Source organism: Pseudoxanthomonas suwonensis (assembly GCF_010093235.1).
Lineage (GTDB): Bacteria > Pseudomonadota > Gammaproteobacteria > Xanthomonadales > Xanthomonadaceae > Pseudoxanthomonas > Pseudoxanthomonas suwonensis.
In genome coordinates, this window is sequence record NZ_PDWP01000048.1 from 1 (window position 1) to 13858 (window position 13858).

Genomic DNA, 13858 nt, shown 5'->3' on the forward strand with positions numbered 1-13858 from the left:
CCTGCTCCTTTGCGCGCCCGGGCCGGTGTCGCCACGTTCCAGGCACGCCACTCCTGCCGGCCGGTGGGTGGCCGGTGCGGGGGAAGCCGCCGGCGTCGGTAAGCACTTCGTAACCGGTGATTCCGGCTTCCGGACCGGCGGATGCCGGCGATGCAACGCGCATCCGGCGATGGCAGGCCGGCGGAAAAGGCGTGGTATATCGTGCCCCGGCGGGAGCCATGGGACATGTTGGCGGGTGGATCGGGCCGGTCGCCGCGTCGCATGCTGGCCAGCTCCGGAAACGGCGACGCCGGCGGATGCCGGCGTCGCGAACTGGCCTGAAGGCGGATGGCGCTGCGTTACTCCAGCGCCACCGGCCGCGGCCAGTCGATCACCCCGGCCTCGGTGGCCTGGCGCAGCCACTGCGCCAGTTCGCGCGGCGGCAACGGCCGGGTATGGACATAGCCCTGCACCTCGTCGCACCCCCAGTGGCGAAGCTGGAGCTGCTCCTGCGCCGTCTCCACGCCCTCGGCCACCACGCGCATGCCCAGCGCGTGCCCCAGGTGGATGATCGCCTGGGTCACGCCGCCGGCATTGGCATCGTGCAGCATGCCGCTGACGAAGCTGCGGTCGATCTTCAGCCGCTGCACCGGGAAGCGGTTGAGGTAATGCAGGTTGGAGAAGCCGGTGCCGAAATCGTCCACCGCCAGCTGGATGCCGTGCCGCTCGAACACCTTGAAGCAGTGGCGCAGGCTTTCGCTGTCCAGGATCAGGGCCGATTCGGTCAGCTCCAGTTCCAGCCGCGATGGCGGCCAGCCGGCCCGCTGGCACAGCGCCACCACGCGCTCGGCGAAGCCGCGGTCGCGCAACTGCACGCCGGAGACATTGACCGCGATCCGCCCGAAGTCCAGGCCGGCCGCATGCCAGGCCACGGCCTGGCGGCAGGCCTCGGCGATAACCCACTCGCCCAGGCGCACGATCTCGCCGGTCTGCTCGGCGATCGGGATGAACTCGCCCGGATGGCAGGTGCCTCCGGGACGATGCCAGCGCACCAGGGCCTCGATGCCCGGGGCGTGCCCGTCGCTGATGCTGATCTGCGGCTGGTAGACCAGCGAGAACTCCTCGCGCTCAAGCGCGCCGCGCAGGGTGTGCTCGATCTCCAGCCGGCGCCTGGTCCGGCGCTGGATCTCGGCGTCGTGCATCTGCAGGGTGTTGCGCCCGCGGTCGCGGGCCACGCGCAGGGCCGAGTGCGCCGCCCGCAGCAGCTCGTCGAAGCCGGTGCCGTCGGCGCCAAGCACCGCCACGCCGACGCTGGCCCCGGCCTTGAGCAGCTCGCCGGCGAATGGCAGGGGCTCGGACAGCGCCGCGATCAGCTTCATGCCCGTGGCCTCGGCCTGCGCGGCATCGGCGCGCAGCATGACCATGAACTCGTCGCCGCCCAGGCGCCCGAACAGGTCGCGCTGCGACAGCGCCGCATGCAGTCGTCCGGCCACCGCCTTGAGCATCGCGTCGCCGGCGGCGTAGCCGAAGGTGTCGTTGATGTTCTTGAAACCGTCCAGGTCCAGCAGCAGCAGCGACAGCGGGGAGCCGTCGCCGGACAGCGCGTCGGCGATCGCCTCCTCCACCTGCACCCGCAGCAGGAAGCGGTTGGGCAGCCCGGTCAGCAGGTCGTAGTGCGACAGCAGCTCGATCCGCTCGCTGGTCTCCCGCTCGCGGCTGATGTCGCGGAACAGGGCCACGAAACGCTCCGGCAGGTCCTCGCGCCGTTCCAGCTCCAGGGTCACCTGGACCCAGACCCGCTGGCCGCCGGGCCGGTAGAAGCACAGCTCCAGCCGCTCCGCCGGCCCGCCACCGGCCAGCCGTGCCAGCGCCGCCTCGAAGGCGTCGCGCGAGTCGCGGGTGTACAGGGCAAGGGCGTCGTCCAGGGTCAGCGGTCCCGCCGGCAGGCCGTGGATGCGGTAGCACTCGTCGGTCCACTGCACGCGGCGGGTCGACGGCTCGATCTCGCAGCCGCCGATGTGGCCCAGCGCGGAGACGCGGTCCAGCAGTTCGGTGCGCCAGCGCAGCAGCGCGTCGGCGCGGCGCTGGGCGGTCACGTCCTGGAACTGGCCAAGCACGCGCTCGATGTGGCCGGAGGCGTCCAGCTGGGGACGCGCCCAGGCCTGCAGGTACAGCGGCTGGCCCTGGGCATCGGCCAGCTCGAGCTCGAACCGCACCGGCTGGCCGTCGCGGCGCATCCGCTGCCAGGCCCGGCGCAGCGCGGCCGAGGCCTCGCGCGGCAGGCGCCTCAGCCAGGCGCGGGCGCCGTCGCGGTCGCGTGGCGGGTGGCCCAGCAGGCGATAGAACTCGCGGGGCCAGGCGCCGGTGTCGGTGGCCGGGCTCCAGGACCATGAGGTGATCCCGGCCAGGCGCTGGATCTCTTCCAGCAGGGCCTGTTGCCCACGCAGCCGTTCCTCCAGCTGCTTCTGCTCGTCGATCGGGGTATGCGTGCCGATCATCCGCAGCGGGCGGCCGTCGGCGCTCCAGGCCACCACCCGCCCACTGTCGCGTACCCAGCGCCAGCTGCCATTGCAGTGGCGCACGCGGTGCTCGCAGGCGTAGGCGTCGGTGCGCCCGTCCAGGTGCTCGCGCAGGGTCTGGCGCAGGCGCTCCACGTCCTCCGGATGGACCATGGCCAGCGCCGATTCCAGGCTGCTGTCGAGGACATCCTCGGCGGTGAAGCCGAGCATGGCGCGCCAGGTCTCGGAGCGGAAGATGCGGTTGGCGCCGATGTCCCAGTCCCACAGGCCGTGGCCGGCGCTGTCCAGCGCCACCTGCCAGCGGCTGGCTCCTTCAGGATCGGGAATGCTCAGGGTGTAGGCGATGGTGTCGCCGTCGGGGCCGCGCACGCCACGCAGCCAGCCATCCAGCCGCCGCTCCGGGCCGGGCAGGCTGCAGGCCACGGCCTGGCGCTCGCCGCTGGCGAGGCTGGCGCGCAGGTCCTGCAACAGGTACGCGTAGCGCGAGGCCGCATCGGGCAGGGCCATGGACTGGGCCGCCGGATTGGCGGCGACCGGGCGCCCCTCGGCATCCAGCACCAGCAGGGCGCTGTCGATCGGGTGCTGCAACAGGCTGGCAATCGCGCCGGGATCCACTCCCTGCTCTCTCCAAAGGTCCCCGGGGGCTGCGGGGCGGTCCTGCCGTTAGCGGCATCGCGGTGCCGTAGTTGAGCCGACCGGGCCAGCCCCGCTGGTATGCTTGCCGCTCTCGTCTGGGGGTAGACCGATGGCACAGCACGACCGGCCCGGAGCGCCCGGGCCAGAGGCCGGCGCGAGGGACGCCAAGGTCCGTGCGCGCTCGCTCGCGATCCGCATTCCGGCGCTGTACCTGCTGTGCGGCGTGGTGTGGATCCTCTTCAGCGACCGTGCCCTGGCGCTGCTGGCCACGGACACGGCCACCCTCACCCGGCTGCAGACCTGGAAGGGCGCGGCGACCATCGCCGTCACCGCGGTGCTTCTCTACTTCATGACCTACCGCCTGCTGCACCGGCTGCTGCGGGCCTGGGACCGCGCGCAGGCGTCGGAAACCCGTCACCGCGAGATGTTCGAGGTCAACCCCAACCCGATGTTCAGCTGCGACATGCAGGCGCTGGAGATCATCGATGCCAACCCGGCCGCCGCCGACTACCTCGGGTGGCCGCGGGAGCACCTGCAGGGCATGCCGGTCACCCGCATGTGGCGCGACAAGGAGGACCTGGCCAGGGCCGTGGCCGAGGTCCGCCAGCATCCGGACCGCCCCCACGTGAAGCTGGCCAGCTTCACCGGGCGCGATGGCCGCACCCGCCATGTCGAGCTGCGCAGCACCGATCTCCCGCCGTCGCCCGAAGGCCGGCCGAGGCGCCTGGTCGTGCTGGTCGACCGCACTGCCGAGGAGCAGGCGCGCCTGCGCCTGCTGGAAGCGCAGCAGCTCGCCCGCCTCGGCTCCTGGGAGATGGACCTGGCCACCGGGGCGAGCCGCTTCTGCCCGGTGATGCGCCAGCTCCTCGACGTGCAGGGCGGTCCCGACCGGCGCCTGACCGAGGTGCTGGTGGGCGCCGACGCGGCCAGCCATGCGCGCCTGGAGCGCATGCTCGAGGAGCTCGCATCCGGTGGCCTGCCCAACCTCGACCTGCTGCTGCCGGTGCTTGGCGCCGGCGGCCAGGAGCGCCTGCTGCACCTGCGCGGGCGCCGCATCGAGGACCAGGGCACGACCATCCTGCGCGGGACCGTGCAGGACGTGACCGAGGAACAGCAGACCCGGCGCCTGCTGGGCGAGCGCGAGCAGCAGTTCCGCGAGCTGGTGCGGATCCTGCCCGACGGGCTGATGATCCTGCGCGAGGAATGCGTGTTCTACGCCAACCCGGCGTGTGCAGGGCTGTTCGGCCGCGCCCCGGAAGCGCTGATCGGCGAGCCGCTGGCGGACCTGGTCGAGCCGCAGGACCTGGCGGTGCTGCGCGGCTGGCTGCGCGGGGAGCTGGCCGAGGTCTCGCCGCGCATGCGCCGCGACGACGGCGAGACGTTCCGGGTGGCGCTGTCGCGAGCCGCCGCCCGCTACGGCGGCCAGGACTGCACGCTGCTGCTGGTGCGCGACCTGAGCGAACCGGAGCGCATGCGCGACGCGCTGGCCAGCGGCAACCGGGAACTGCAGGCGATGGCCGGGCGCCTGTTCTCCGCCCAGGAGGACGAGCGTCGCGCCATCTCCCGCGAGCTGCACGACGACGTGGGCCAGGCGATCACCGCGATCAAGCTCTCCGTCCATGCGGCCATGGCCGAGGACGATGCCGAGCGCCGGCGCGAGGACCTGCAGGACGTGGTCGCCACCGCCGATGCCACCCTGGAGAAGCTGCGCAACCTGTCCATGCTGTTGCGGCCGCCCCAACTGGATGCGCTGGGCCTGGAAGCGGCCCTGCGCTGGCATGCCGGCTCGCTGTTCCGCCACCACCCGGTCGAGCTGGAACTGGACGTGGCGCCCCTGCCCCGCCGCCCCGACCGCGAGGTCGAGCAGGCGTGCTTCCGCATTGCCCAGGAGGGGCTGACCAACATCCTGCGCCATGCCGGCGCCAGCCACGTGACCCTGGTGCTGTCCGGCGACGAAGATGCGCTGCGCCTGCACATCCGCGACGACGGCCGCGGTTTCGACCCGGCACAGGCCGGCGGCCTGGGACTGGTGATCATGCGCGAGCGCGCGCAGAGCGTCGGTGGCGGCCTGTCGATCCACAGCACCCGGGGCGCCGGCACCCGCATCGAACTGCTGCTGCCCTACGCCGCCCACGGTTGAGACCCGCTCCTTGCTGCCGACTTCCGCTCCTCCCGTTTCCCCGCCCGTGCCCGGCCGCCTGGGCGCCGGCCACCCCGTGGTCCAGGCCCTGGTCGCCGATGCCCTCAACGGCGGGCCGCCGCTGATGGCGTTGCCCCTGGACATCGACCACTTCGCGTCGGTCAACGAGAACATGAGCTTCGAGGTGGGCGACCAGGCGCTGGAGGAACTGGCCCGCCGCCTGCACGTGCTGCTGCACGGTCGCGGCCATGTCTGGCGCCACGGCAGCGACGAGTTCGTGGCGGTGGTGCCGCTGCAGCCCGGCATGCCGGCGCCGGAGGTGCTGGCCGAGGAACTGCTGACCGAGGCCGAGGCGCCGCTGAGCGTGCTGCCCTACACCCTGTTCCTCAGCACCAAGGCCGGCATCGCCCTGTGCCCGCAGCACGCCACCGACGCCGACGGCCTGCTGCGCCTGGCCGAGATCGCCGCGCGCCAGGCCAGCCACATCGGCGAGCGGATCCAGTTCTACGGCGGCCCCAGCCTGGAGAACGTCCACAATGAAAGCCTGATCGCGCGCCAGATCGTCGACGCGGTGCCCAACGGCGAGCTGCGCCTGCGCTTCCAGCCGGAGATCAGCGCCCGCGACGGCCGCGTGGTCGGCATGGAGGCGCTGCTGCGCTGGCAGTCCCCGACCCTCGGCCTGCTGGTCCCGGAGCGCTTCATGCCGGTGGCCGAGCGCCTGGGCGTGATCGTGCAGATCGGCGACTGGGCCCTGCGCAATGCCATCAGCCAGGCCCGCGCCTGGCGCGATGCGGGGTTCGACGACCTGTTCGTGTCGGTCAACGTGTCCACGCTGCAGCTGCTGCGGCCGGCCTTCGTCGACGAGGTGCTGGCCATGCTGCGGCAGGCAGGCGTGCCGACGGAGAACCTGCTGCTCGAGATCAACGAGAGCTCGCTGGCCGCCAGCGTCTCGCCGGTCTACGCCGGCCTGGCCGCGCTGCGCCGGGAAGGCGTGCGCCTGGCCCTGGACAACTTCGGCACCGGCGATTCGAGCCTCAGCGCGCTGGTCCGATATCCGGTGGACATGCTCAAGATCGACCGCAGCTTCATCCGCAGCGCCCCGGCCGGCGAACGCGAGACGGCGATCGTGCGCGCGATCATCGCCATGGGCCACCAGCTCAACATGAAGGTGATCGCCAACGGCGTGGAGAGCGAGGCCCAGCTGGGCTACCTGCGGCGCAGCGACTGCGACCTGTTCCAGGGCTACCTGTTCGGCGAGCCGATGCCGGCCGAGTCGGCGGGCATGGTGCTGCGCCGCCGCTACATGCGCCCGGAGCTGTTCGCCTCCACCAAGCAGGACCAGACCCTGCTGCTGGTGGACGACGAGGAGAACGTGCTGCGCTCGCTGGTGCGCCTGTTCCGCCGCGACGGATACCGGATCCTGGCCGCGGGCAACGTGCGCGATGCCTTCGACCTGCTGGCCACCAACGAGGTCCAGGTGATCCTCTCGGACCAGCGCATGAGCGACATGAGCGGTACCGAGTTCCTGGGCCGGGTGAAGACCCTGTACCCGGACACGGTGCGCATGGTGCTGTCCGGCTACACCGACCTGGCCACGGTCACCGATGCGATCAACCGCGGCGCGATCTACCGCTTCCTGACCAAGCCCTGGAACGACGACGAGCTGCGCGAGCACATCCGCCAGGCGTTCCGGACCCACGCCGAGCGCCAGCCGCTGCGCCCGGACGGCCTCTGAGCCCGGCGCCGCCCGTCAGGCCGTGCGCGGCTGCCGCACCGGCAGCACGATCCGGAACTTCGAACCCTGCCCGGGCTGGCTGTCCACGTCGATGCGGCCGTGGTGCTTGGCGACGATGCCGTAGGAGATCGACAGGCCCAGCCCGGTGCCCTTGCCCACCGGCTTGGTGGTGAAGAACGGGTCGAAGATGCGCTGGACCACGTCCGGCGGGATGCCCGGGCCGCTGTCGGCGATCTCCACCCAGGCCTCGTCGCCGGCATGACCGGTGGAAATGCGGATGGTGCCGCGCTCGCCGATGGCCTGGCCGGCGTTGATGAGGATGTTCATGAACACCTGGTTGAGTTCGGACGGCAGGCATTCCACCGGCGGCAGCTCGCCGTAGTCCTTCTCCAGCGTCGCGTGGTACTTGAGCTCGTTCCAGATGATGTTGAGGGTGGATTCCAGGCCGGCGTGCAGGTCCACCAGCTTCCACGACTCGTCGCGCTCGGAGCGCGAGAAGTCCTTGAGGTCCTTGACGATGCGGGTCACCCGCTCGATGCCCTCGCGCGACTCGGTCATCAGTTGCGGCAGGTCGCGGCTGATGAAGTCGATGTCCAGGCGCGAGCGGGTCTGGTCGATCTCGGCCAGCATCGAGCGCGGGTCGGGCGAGCGCAGGGCGCGCTCGTAGGCGTCGATCAGGGCGAACAGGCTGTGCAGGTATTCCTGCAGGCTGCCCAGGTTGGAGTGGACGTAGCCGATCGGGTTGTTGATCTCGTGCGCGACGCCGGCGGCGAGCTGGCCGATGGAAGCCAGCTTCTCGGCCTGCAGCAGCTTGGCCTGGGCGGCGGTCAGGCGCACGTTGAGCTCGGCGTGGCGGCGCAGCAGGTCCTGCTCGTACACCTGCACCTTGCGCAGGTCCATCAGCAGCACCAGGTACCAGCCGCCCTCCTCGGCACAGTAGTACGCATGGACCAGCAGGATCGAGTCCTTGCCGAAGGACAGGTGTCCGCTCCAGCGCCCTTCCGCCCGCGCCTGCGGCAGCGCGTCGCGCGGCAGCAGCGCTTCCAGGGTCAGGCTGGTGTCCGGTTCGCCGGGATGGCAGTCCTGGCACAGGGCCGAGGCTGCGGGATTGGCGTAGACCAGGGCGCCGGAACCGCTGAACAGCAGCATGCCCTCGTGCAGGCTGTCGCCGAGGCGGTCCAGGATCGCGGGTGAAGGCATCACGCCTTCGCGGATTCGGTTTTGCATGGGGCGCGCGGCGCAGGTCCGGGAAACACCGGATTCTAGCCGCGGCGGCCGTCCGGGGTCAGGCGACGGCCAGGTCGCGGCGCGCGTGCAGCTGCTGGGCCTGGCCCTGGGCGTCGTAGGCCGGGGCGCTCTCGGCACGGCCGAGGTGCCGCAGCGCCCAGTTCACCTCGCGCCGGCGGCGCGCCAGCAGCGCACCGTTGCGGCGGTTGGCCTCGGCCAGCTCGGCCAGGCGCGCGGCCTGGCCCTGCGGCACGGCGTCCTCCAGCTCCCGCAGCGCCGCCAGCTTCTCGCCGGTGGAGCGCATCAGCAGCTCGACGTCGTGGTCCAGCAGGGCACGGCGCTCGTCGGCGAGCGCGGCGGCCAGGCGGTCCATTGCGGCTTCGGTGGCGGCCGTGAGGGTCATCGCCGGGCTCAGCCGAGCAGGCGGTCCATCTCGAGCATGCGATCGGCGATGCGCGCCGGATCGATGCGGTAGGTGCCGGCTTCCAGCGCCTGGCGCACTTCGGCCACGCGCTGGGCGTCGATGGCCGGGGCGGTGGACAGCTCGCGCTGCAGGGCCTGCAGGCCGGTGGCTTCGCCGGTCAGGCGCAGGCTGTCGCCGGCGCGGGCGGCTTCCACCGATTCCGGACGCTCGGCGCCGGTGGCGGCGGCGCGGCCGACCTGCACCGTGCTGCGCACGGCCTGCGGCGGGAGGCTGCCTTCGATCTTCTGGCTCATTGGAATGAGTCCTTGGGCGGGTACGCGATGGTTATCGGTACGGGCTGGGGGAAACTTTAGGGCTGGGTCGCGGAATTTGACGCGGTGCCGTTCAGGGAGAGACCAGCACGTCCCCGCCGGGGATGACGCGCCCCTGCAGGATACGCCGGGACGAGAGGTTTTCCACGCTCACCCGCTCGTCGACCCCGGCATCGCCCAGGGCGCGTCCGGCCACCCGGACCTCCACCCCGCCCCGCCGCGACAGCAGGGAGACCTGGTCGCCACGGCGCACGATCCGCGGCGCGACCAGGTCGCCGGCATCCAGCACCGTCCCGGCCGGCAGGGTCCGGCGTGCCACCTGGCCCACGGCCTGGGCCGGGTCGGACAGCGCGGCGACCGCGACGCGCGAGGCGTCGCGCTGGGACGTGGACAGGGCGTCCATGGCCAGGGTCTCGCCGGCGGCGACGGTCCTGGACAGCACGACGACCTGCTGGCTGCGGCGCTGCCGGACCGGCACGTACAGCCGCCAGCCGCCCGGGCAGGACACTTCCACCGTGGAGGCGGTCGACTGCCGCGCATCCAGCGGGCTGGCGCAGGCCGGCATGCGCAGGGCCGGATCGAGGCTGGCCTCGCCTTCCCCGCCCGGCACCGCCCCCACCGCGGCCGCGCGGATCGACTCCACCGGCTGGAACGAGGTCGCCGACGCCCAGCCTATCGGCAGGGCGAGCAGGAAGATGAGGACTCGACGTGGGCAATGCATGCGGGGCCTTCGGTCGCGAAAATCGACCGGGCTCGTGCAAGCCGCGTGCCAGAGTCCCCGCTCAAGCGTCGCCGCGGCCGGCCGATACCGCGTGCATGACCCACAACCTCCTCAACCGCATCGACCAGCGCACCCGGCTGGCCGGCCACAACCGCCTGGCCCTGCTGCTGTTCCGCCTGGGCGGACGCCAGCTTTTTGGCGTCAACGTGTTCAAGGTCCAGGAAGTGCTGCGCCGCCCGCCGCTGTTCCAGCTGCCCGGGCTGCCGTCGCAGTTCGCCGGTGCGGCGGACGTGCGCGGGCGCTCGGTGCCGGTGCTGGACCTGGGCGTGGCCATCGGCCATCCCGAGCGCAGGCAGCCGGGCGAGGAAGGTACCCAGTACCTGGTGGTGACCGAGTTCAACCGCTCGGTCCAGGGCTTCCTGGTCAGCGACGTGGAGCGCATCGTCAACATCGCGGTGGAGGACATCCATCCGCCGCCGGACCTGGGCGCCGAGAGTACCTACCTGACGGCGGTAACCCGCTTCCAGGGCGAGCTGATCCAGGTGCTGGACGTGGAGAGCGTCCTGGCCGACATCACCCAGGCGCGGATGGACGCCACCCTCGCCCCGGAGATGGCCCTGCCCGCCAGCGCCCCGCCAATGCAGGTGCTGGTGGTGGACGATTCGCGCGTGGCCCGCCAACAGATCCGCAGCGTGCTGGACCAGCTGGGGGTGGGCGTGACCCTGCTGTCCGACGGCCGCCAGGCGCTGGAACACCTCCTGCAGGTGCACTCCAGCGGCGAGGATCCGTGCGAGCGCTACGCCATGATCATCTCCGACATCGAGATGCCGGCGATGGACGGCTACACCCTGACGACGGAAATCCGGCGCCACCCGGCCCTGGCCGGGCTCTACGTGCTCCTGCACACCTCGCTGTCGGGCGTGTTCAACAACGCCATGGTCGAGCGCGTGGGCGCAAACGCCTTCGTCGCCAAGTACAGCCCGCACGAGCTGGCCGACCACGTGCTGGCGCGCCTGCAGCAGGTGGCCGAAGAAAGGGCCTGACCCCGGCCCCGCGTCCGCCCGGGGCACCCGTAGCGGACTTCCGGCGCGTTCTGGCACGCGCCTTGCCTGAGTCCCGGCGACCTTCCGCGATGGAGTCGCCATGCTCAATCCGATCTCTTCCTATATGGGTGTCCATGCGGACGCCCTGCCCCTGCGCGAGCAGCGGATGAAGCTGATCGCCAGCAACCTGGCCAACGCCGATACCCCCGGCTACAAGGCCCAGGACCTGGACTTCAACACGGCCCTGGACGCCGCCACCCGTGCCCGCGTGGGCAGCCGGGCCGGTGGGCCTGGCGCGCCGGCCGCGACCCACGAGGCGCACATCCAGGACGCGATCTCCACCGGCGCGGCCCCGTTCCAGTACACCCGCCAGGCCAGCCAGCCCAGCCTCGACGGCAACACCGTCGATCCGGACGTCGAGCGCGCCGCCTACGGCCGCGCCGCGCTGGAGTACCGGGCCTCGCTGAGCTTCGTCGAGTCCAAGGTGCGCACCCTGCTCACCGCCATCACCGGCCAGTAAGGAGCCCGCGCATGAGCAACCTCCCGATCTTCGACGTCGCCGGCTCCGCGCTGCAGGCGCAGTCGGTGCGCCTGAGCACCATCGCCTCCAACCTGGCCAACGCCGATTCGGTGGCCGCCTCGCCGGAGGCGGTCTACAAGCCGCTCGAACCGGTGTTCCAGGCCCAGGCCAGCGGCACCGATCCGGCCCTGACCGGGGTGCGCGTGCGCGAGATCGCCCAGAGCGAGGCGCCGCCGATACGCCGCTACGAGCCGGGCCATCCGCTGGCCGACGCCGACGGCTACGTCTTCGCCCCGGACGTCGATCCGGTGGCGCAGATGGTGAACCTGATCTCCGCCTCGCGCAGCTACCAGGCCGGCGTGGAAGTCATCAACACGGCCAAGGAACTGGCCGTGGCCACCCTGACCATGGGCCGCTGAGGAACCCCCGAATGAGCGCGATCGCAAGCGACATCTATTCCAGCCTCGGGCTGGCCCCGGCCGGCACGAACAGCTCCAGTGGCAGCGGGGACGCCCTCGGGCAGGCCGACTTCCTGCGCCTCATGACCGAGCAGCTCAAGCACCAGGACCCGCTGAACCCGATGGAGAACAGCGCGTTCCTCGGCCAGATGGCCCAGTTCTCCACCGTGCAGGGCATCGAGACGCTCAACACCCAGGTCAGGAACTTCTCCGCCGCCCTGGGCAGCGACCAGATCCTTCGCGGCGCGGCCCTGGTGGGCCACGACGTGCTGGTGCCGTCGGCGAAGCTGTCGCTGGGCGCCGAGGGCGAACCCACCGGCGCGGTCGCCGCGCCCGATGCCGGCAGCGTGCAGTTCACCGTCACCGACGCCAATGGCCGCACCGTGCGCGAGTTCAGCGTCCCCGCCAGCAAGGCCGGCGAGGTCGCCTTCGCCTGGGACGGCAACGACCACACCGGCCAGCGCCTGCCGGCCGGCAGCTACGGCATCAGCGCCAAGTTCACGGCCAACGACGGCAGCACCAGGTCGCTGGACACCTACGTCCGCGGCAAGGTCGACAGCGTCACCGTCGGCAGCGACGGCCTGTTCCTCGATCTCCCCGGGCTGGGCACCGTCCCGCTCGAATACGTGCTCCGCGTCAGCTGAGCCCGCCAGACCACCAGATTCCGCAGGAGTCCGCCATGAGCTTTACCGCATCACTCTCCGGCATCAACGCGGCCAACGCCGACCTCAACGTCACCTCGAACAACATCGCCAACTCCAACACGGTTGGTTTCAAGACTTCCCGTGCCGAGTTCTCCGACCTGTTCTCGACCACCAGCTACGGCCTGTCGCGCAATGCGATCGGTTCTGGCGTGAAGGTCAGCAACGTCGCCCAGCAGTTCTCCCAGGGCAACATCGACCCCACCGGGCGCGTGCTGGACTTCGCCATCGACGGCGAAGGCTTCTTCACCGTCAACAAGAACGGCGAGACCATGTACACCCGCGCCGGCAACTTCCAGCCGGACAACAGGGGTTTCGTGATCACCCCCGACGGCGCGCGCCTGCAGGTCTACCCGCCCAACGCCAGCGGCAGCTTCGACGTCGGCCGCACCATCGACCTGCAGCTGGCCACCACCGACAGCCCGCCTCAGCAGACCGGCCGCGTCGACCTGATGGTCACCCTGCCCGGCGCCGCAACCCAGCCGGTGGTGCAGCCGTTCGACCCCGCCGACGGCAACAGCTACAACGCCAGCAGCGGCGGCGTGACCGTGTACGACTCGCTGGGCGTGTCCCACGTCCAGACCTCGTACTTCGTCAAGACCGCCAACGCCAACGAGTGGGAGGTCTACAACTTCGTCGACGGCACCCAGGTCGGCGCCCCGACCACCGTGCAGTTCGATTCCAACGGCGCCCTGGTCGCCCCGGCCAACGGCGTGATCGCGATGGACCCGTACACCCCCGGCACCGGCGCCGGCGTGCTCGAGCTGAGCCTGGACATCACCGGCAGCACCCAGTACGGCAACAGCTTCGCCCTGCGCAGCGTCAACCAGGACGGCTTCGCGTCCGGCAAGCTGACCACGATCGACGTATCCGAGGGCGGCGTGGTCTTCGCGCGCTATTCCAACGGCGACGACGTGGCCCTGGGCCAGATCGTGCTGACCAACTTCGTCAATCCGCAGGGCCTGCAGTCGACGGGCAACAACATGTGGATGGCCACCTACGCCTCCGGCAGCCCGCGCAGCGGCGCCCCGGACTCCTCGGACTTCGGCCGCATCAAGTCCGGCGCCCTGGAGGCCTCGACCGTGGACCTGACCGAGCAGCTGGTCAACATGATCACCGCGCAGCGCAACTTCCAGGCCAACGCGCAGATGATCTCGACCCAGGACCAGGCCACCCAGACGATCATCAACATCCGGTAAGGCCGGGATTCGTGATTCGTGATTGGTGATTCGCAAGCGCGAATGCGCCCAACTCACCGATCCAGCGTCAAGACCTCCGGCCTTGTCGAATCACGACTTACAAATCACCAATCACGCGCCTTTCCGATCACTCGACGCGTACCTAGTCCTCTGCGTAATCGCGAGCCTGGGGACCGGAGACGAGGCAGCGCTGGACCAGGTCCTGCAGGAGCACGTGGATGGATATCATTCCGTATTGCAGGCGG

Annotated in this window: 12 protein-coding genes; 7 read left to right on the plus strand and 5 right to left on the minus strand. The window is 71.0% G+C overall.

The features are described from left to right. Window positions 1-338: 338 nt before the first annotated feature. Complete coding sequence (locus tag CSC68_RS15400; RefSeq protein WP_162204482.1) at window positions 339-3113, minus strand: sensor domain-containing protein; 2775 nt, start codon at window positions 3111-3113, stop codon at window positions 339-341. 130 nt (window positions 3114-3243) lie between these two features. Between CSC68_RS15400 and CSC68_RS15405 the strand changes: the two genes are divergently transcribed. Beyond that, a complete protein-coding gene (locus tag CSC68_RS15405) occupies window positions 3244-5274 on the plus strand; it encodes a PAS domain S-box protein (protein WP_162204483.1) in 2031 nt (676 codons plus the stop codon). Window positions 5275-5287: 13 nt separating this feature from the next. Then, a complete protein-coding gene (locus tag CSC68_RS15410) occupies window positions 5288-7009 on the plus strand; it encodes an EAL domain-containing protein (protein ID WP_425501268.1) in 1722 nt (573 codons plus the stop codon). Window positions 7010-7024: 15 nt separating this feature from the next. Here CSC68_RS15410 and CSC68_RS15415 read toward each other — a convergent pair whose 3' ends face one another. From CSC68_RS15415 to flgA, 4 genes are all read right to left on the minus strand, one after another. Further along, a complete protein-coding gene (locus CSC68_RS15415) occupies window positions 7025-8236 on the minus strand; it encodes an ATP-binding protein (protein WP_162204485.1) in 1212 nt (403 codons plus the stop codon). A 58-nt stretch (window positions 8237-8294) separates the two neighbouring features. After that, window positions 8295-8639, minus strand: coding sequence for a flagellar protein FlgN (locus tag CSC68_RS15420; RefSeq protein WP_162204486.1), 345 nt, complete (start codon window positions 8637-8639; stop codon window positions 8295-8297). Window positions 8640-8647: 8 nt separating this feature from the next. Next, complete coding sequence (flgM, locus tag CSC68_RS15425) at window positions 8648-8953, minus strand: flagellar biosynthesis anti-sigma factor FlgM (protein WP_162204487.1); 306 nt, start codon at window positions 8951-8953, stop codon at window positions 8648-8650. A 91-nt stretch (window positions 8954-9044) separates the two neighbouring features. Beyond that, the gene (gene flgA, locus CSC68_RS15430) at window positions 9045-9692 is read right to left on the minus strand and encodes a flagellar basal body P-ring formation chaperone FlgA (protein WP_162204488.1); all 648 of its coding nucleotides are present in this window, start codon (window positions 9690-9692) and stop codon (window positions 9045-9047) included. Between the two features lie 95 nt (window positions 9693-9787). Here flgA and CSC68_RS15435 point away from each other — a divergent pair, with 95 nt between their 5' ends. From CSC68_RS15435 to flgE, 5 genes are all read left to right on the plus strand, one after another. Then, window positions 9788-10735 carry a chemotaxis protein CheV gene (locus CSC68_RS15435; RefSeq protein ID WP_162204489.1) on the plus strand — a complete coding sequence of 316 codons (948 nt, stop codon included), beginning with the start codon at window positions 9788-9790 and terminating at the stop codon, window positions 10733-10735. A 100-nt stretch (window positions 10736-10835) separates the two neighbouring features. After that, window positions 10836-11255 carry a flagellar basal body rod protein FlgB gene (flgB, locus tag CSC68_RS15440; RefSeq protein WP_162204490.1) on the plus strand — a complete coding sequence of 140 codons (420 nt, stop codon included), beginning with the start codon at window positions 10836-10838 and terminating at the stop codon, window positions 11253-11255. Window positions 11256-11266: 11 nt separating this feature from the next. Continuing rightward, on the plus strand, window positions 11267-11674 hold the full coding sequence (gene flgC, locus CSC68_RS15445; RefSeq protein WP_162204491.1) for a flagellar basal body rod protein FlgC: 408 nt from the start codon (window positions 11267-11269) through the stop codon (window positions 11672-11674). A gap of 11 nt (window positions 11675-11685) precedes the next feature. Next, the gene (locus CSC68_RS15450; protein WP_162204492.1) at window positions 11686-12357 is read left to right on the plus strand and encodes a flagellar hook capping FlgD N-terminal domain-containing protein; all 672 of its coding nucleotides are present in this window, start codon (window positions 11686-11688) and stop codon (window positions 12355-12357) included. 35 nt (window positions 12358-12392) lie between these two features. Continuing rightward, window positions 12393-13613 (plus strand): flagellar hook protein FlgE, encoded by a 1221-nt coding sequence (flgE, locus tag CSC68_RS15455; RefSeq protein WP_162204493.1) that lies wholly within the window; start codon window positions 12393-12395, stop codon window positions 13611-13613. The last annotated feature ends 245 nt before the right edge of the window (window positions 13614-13858 follow it).

Bases quoted from the DNA above. Each gene is read 5' to 3' on its own strand.
- CSC68_RS15435 (WP_162204489.1), top strand. From the start codon at position 9,788: ATGACCCACAACCTCCTCAACCGCATCGACCAGCGCACCCGGCTGGCC.
- CSC68_RS15450 (WP_162204492.1), top strand. From the start codon at position 11,686: ATGAGCGCGATCGCAAGCGACATCTATTCCAGCCTCGGGCTGGCCCCG.
- flgM (WP_162204487.1), bottom strand. From the start codon at position 8,953: ATGAGCCAGAAGATCGAAGGCAGCCTCCCGCCGCAGGCCGTGCGCAGC.
- CSC68_RS15415 (WP_162204485.1), bottom strand. From the start codon at position 8,236: ATGCAAAACCGAATCCGCGAAGGCGTGATGCCTTCACCCGCGATCCTG.
- CSC68_RS15420 (WP_162204486.1), bottom strand. From the start codon at position 8,639: ATGACCCTCACGGCCGCCACCGAAGCCGCAATGGACCGCCTGGCCGCC.
- CSC68_RS15405 (WP_162204483.1), top strand. From the start codon at position 3,244: ATGGCACAGCACGACCGGCCCGGAGCGCCCGGGCCAGAGGCCGGCGCG.
- flgE (WP_162204493.1), top strand. From the start codon at position 12,393: ATGAGCTTTACCGCATCACTCTCCGGCATCAACGCGGCCAACGCCGAC.
- flgC (WP_162204491.1), top strand. From the start codon at position 11,267: ATGAGCAACCTCCCGATCTTCGACGTCGCCGGCTCCGCGCTGCAGGCG.
- flgB (WP_162204490.1), top strand. From the start codon at position 10,836: ATGCTCAATCCGATCTCTTCCTATATGGGTGTCCATGCGGACGCCCTG.
- flgA (WP_162204488.1), bottom strand. From the start codon at position 9,692: ATGCATTGCCCACGTCGAGTCCTCATCTTCCTGCTCGCCCTGCCGATA.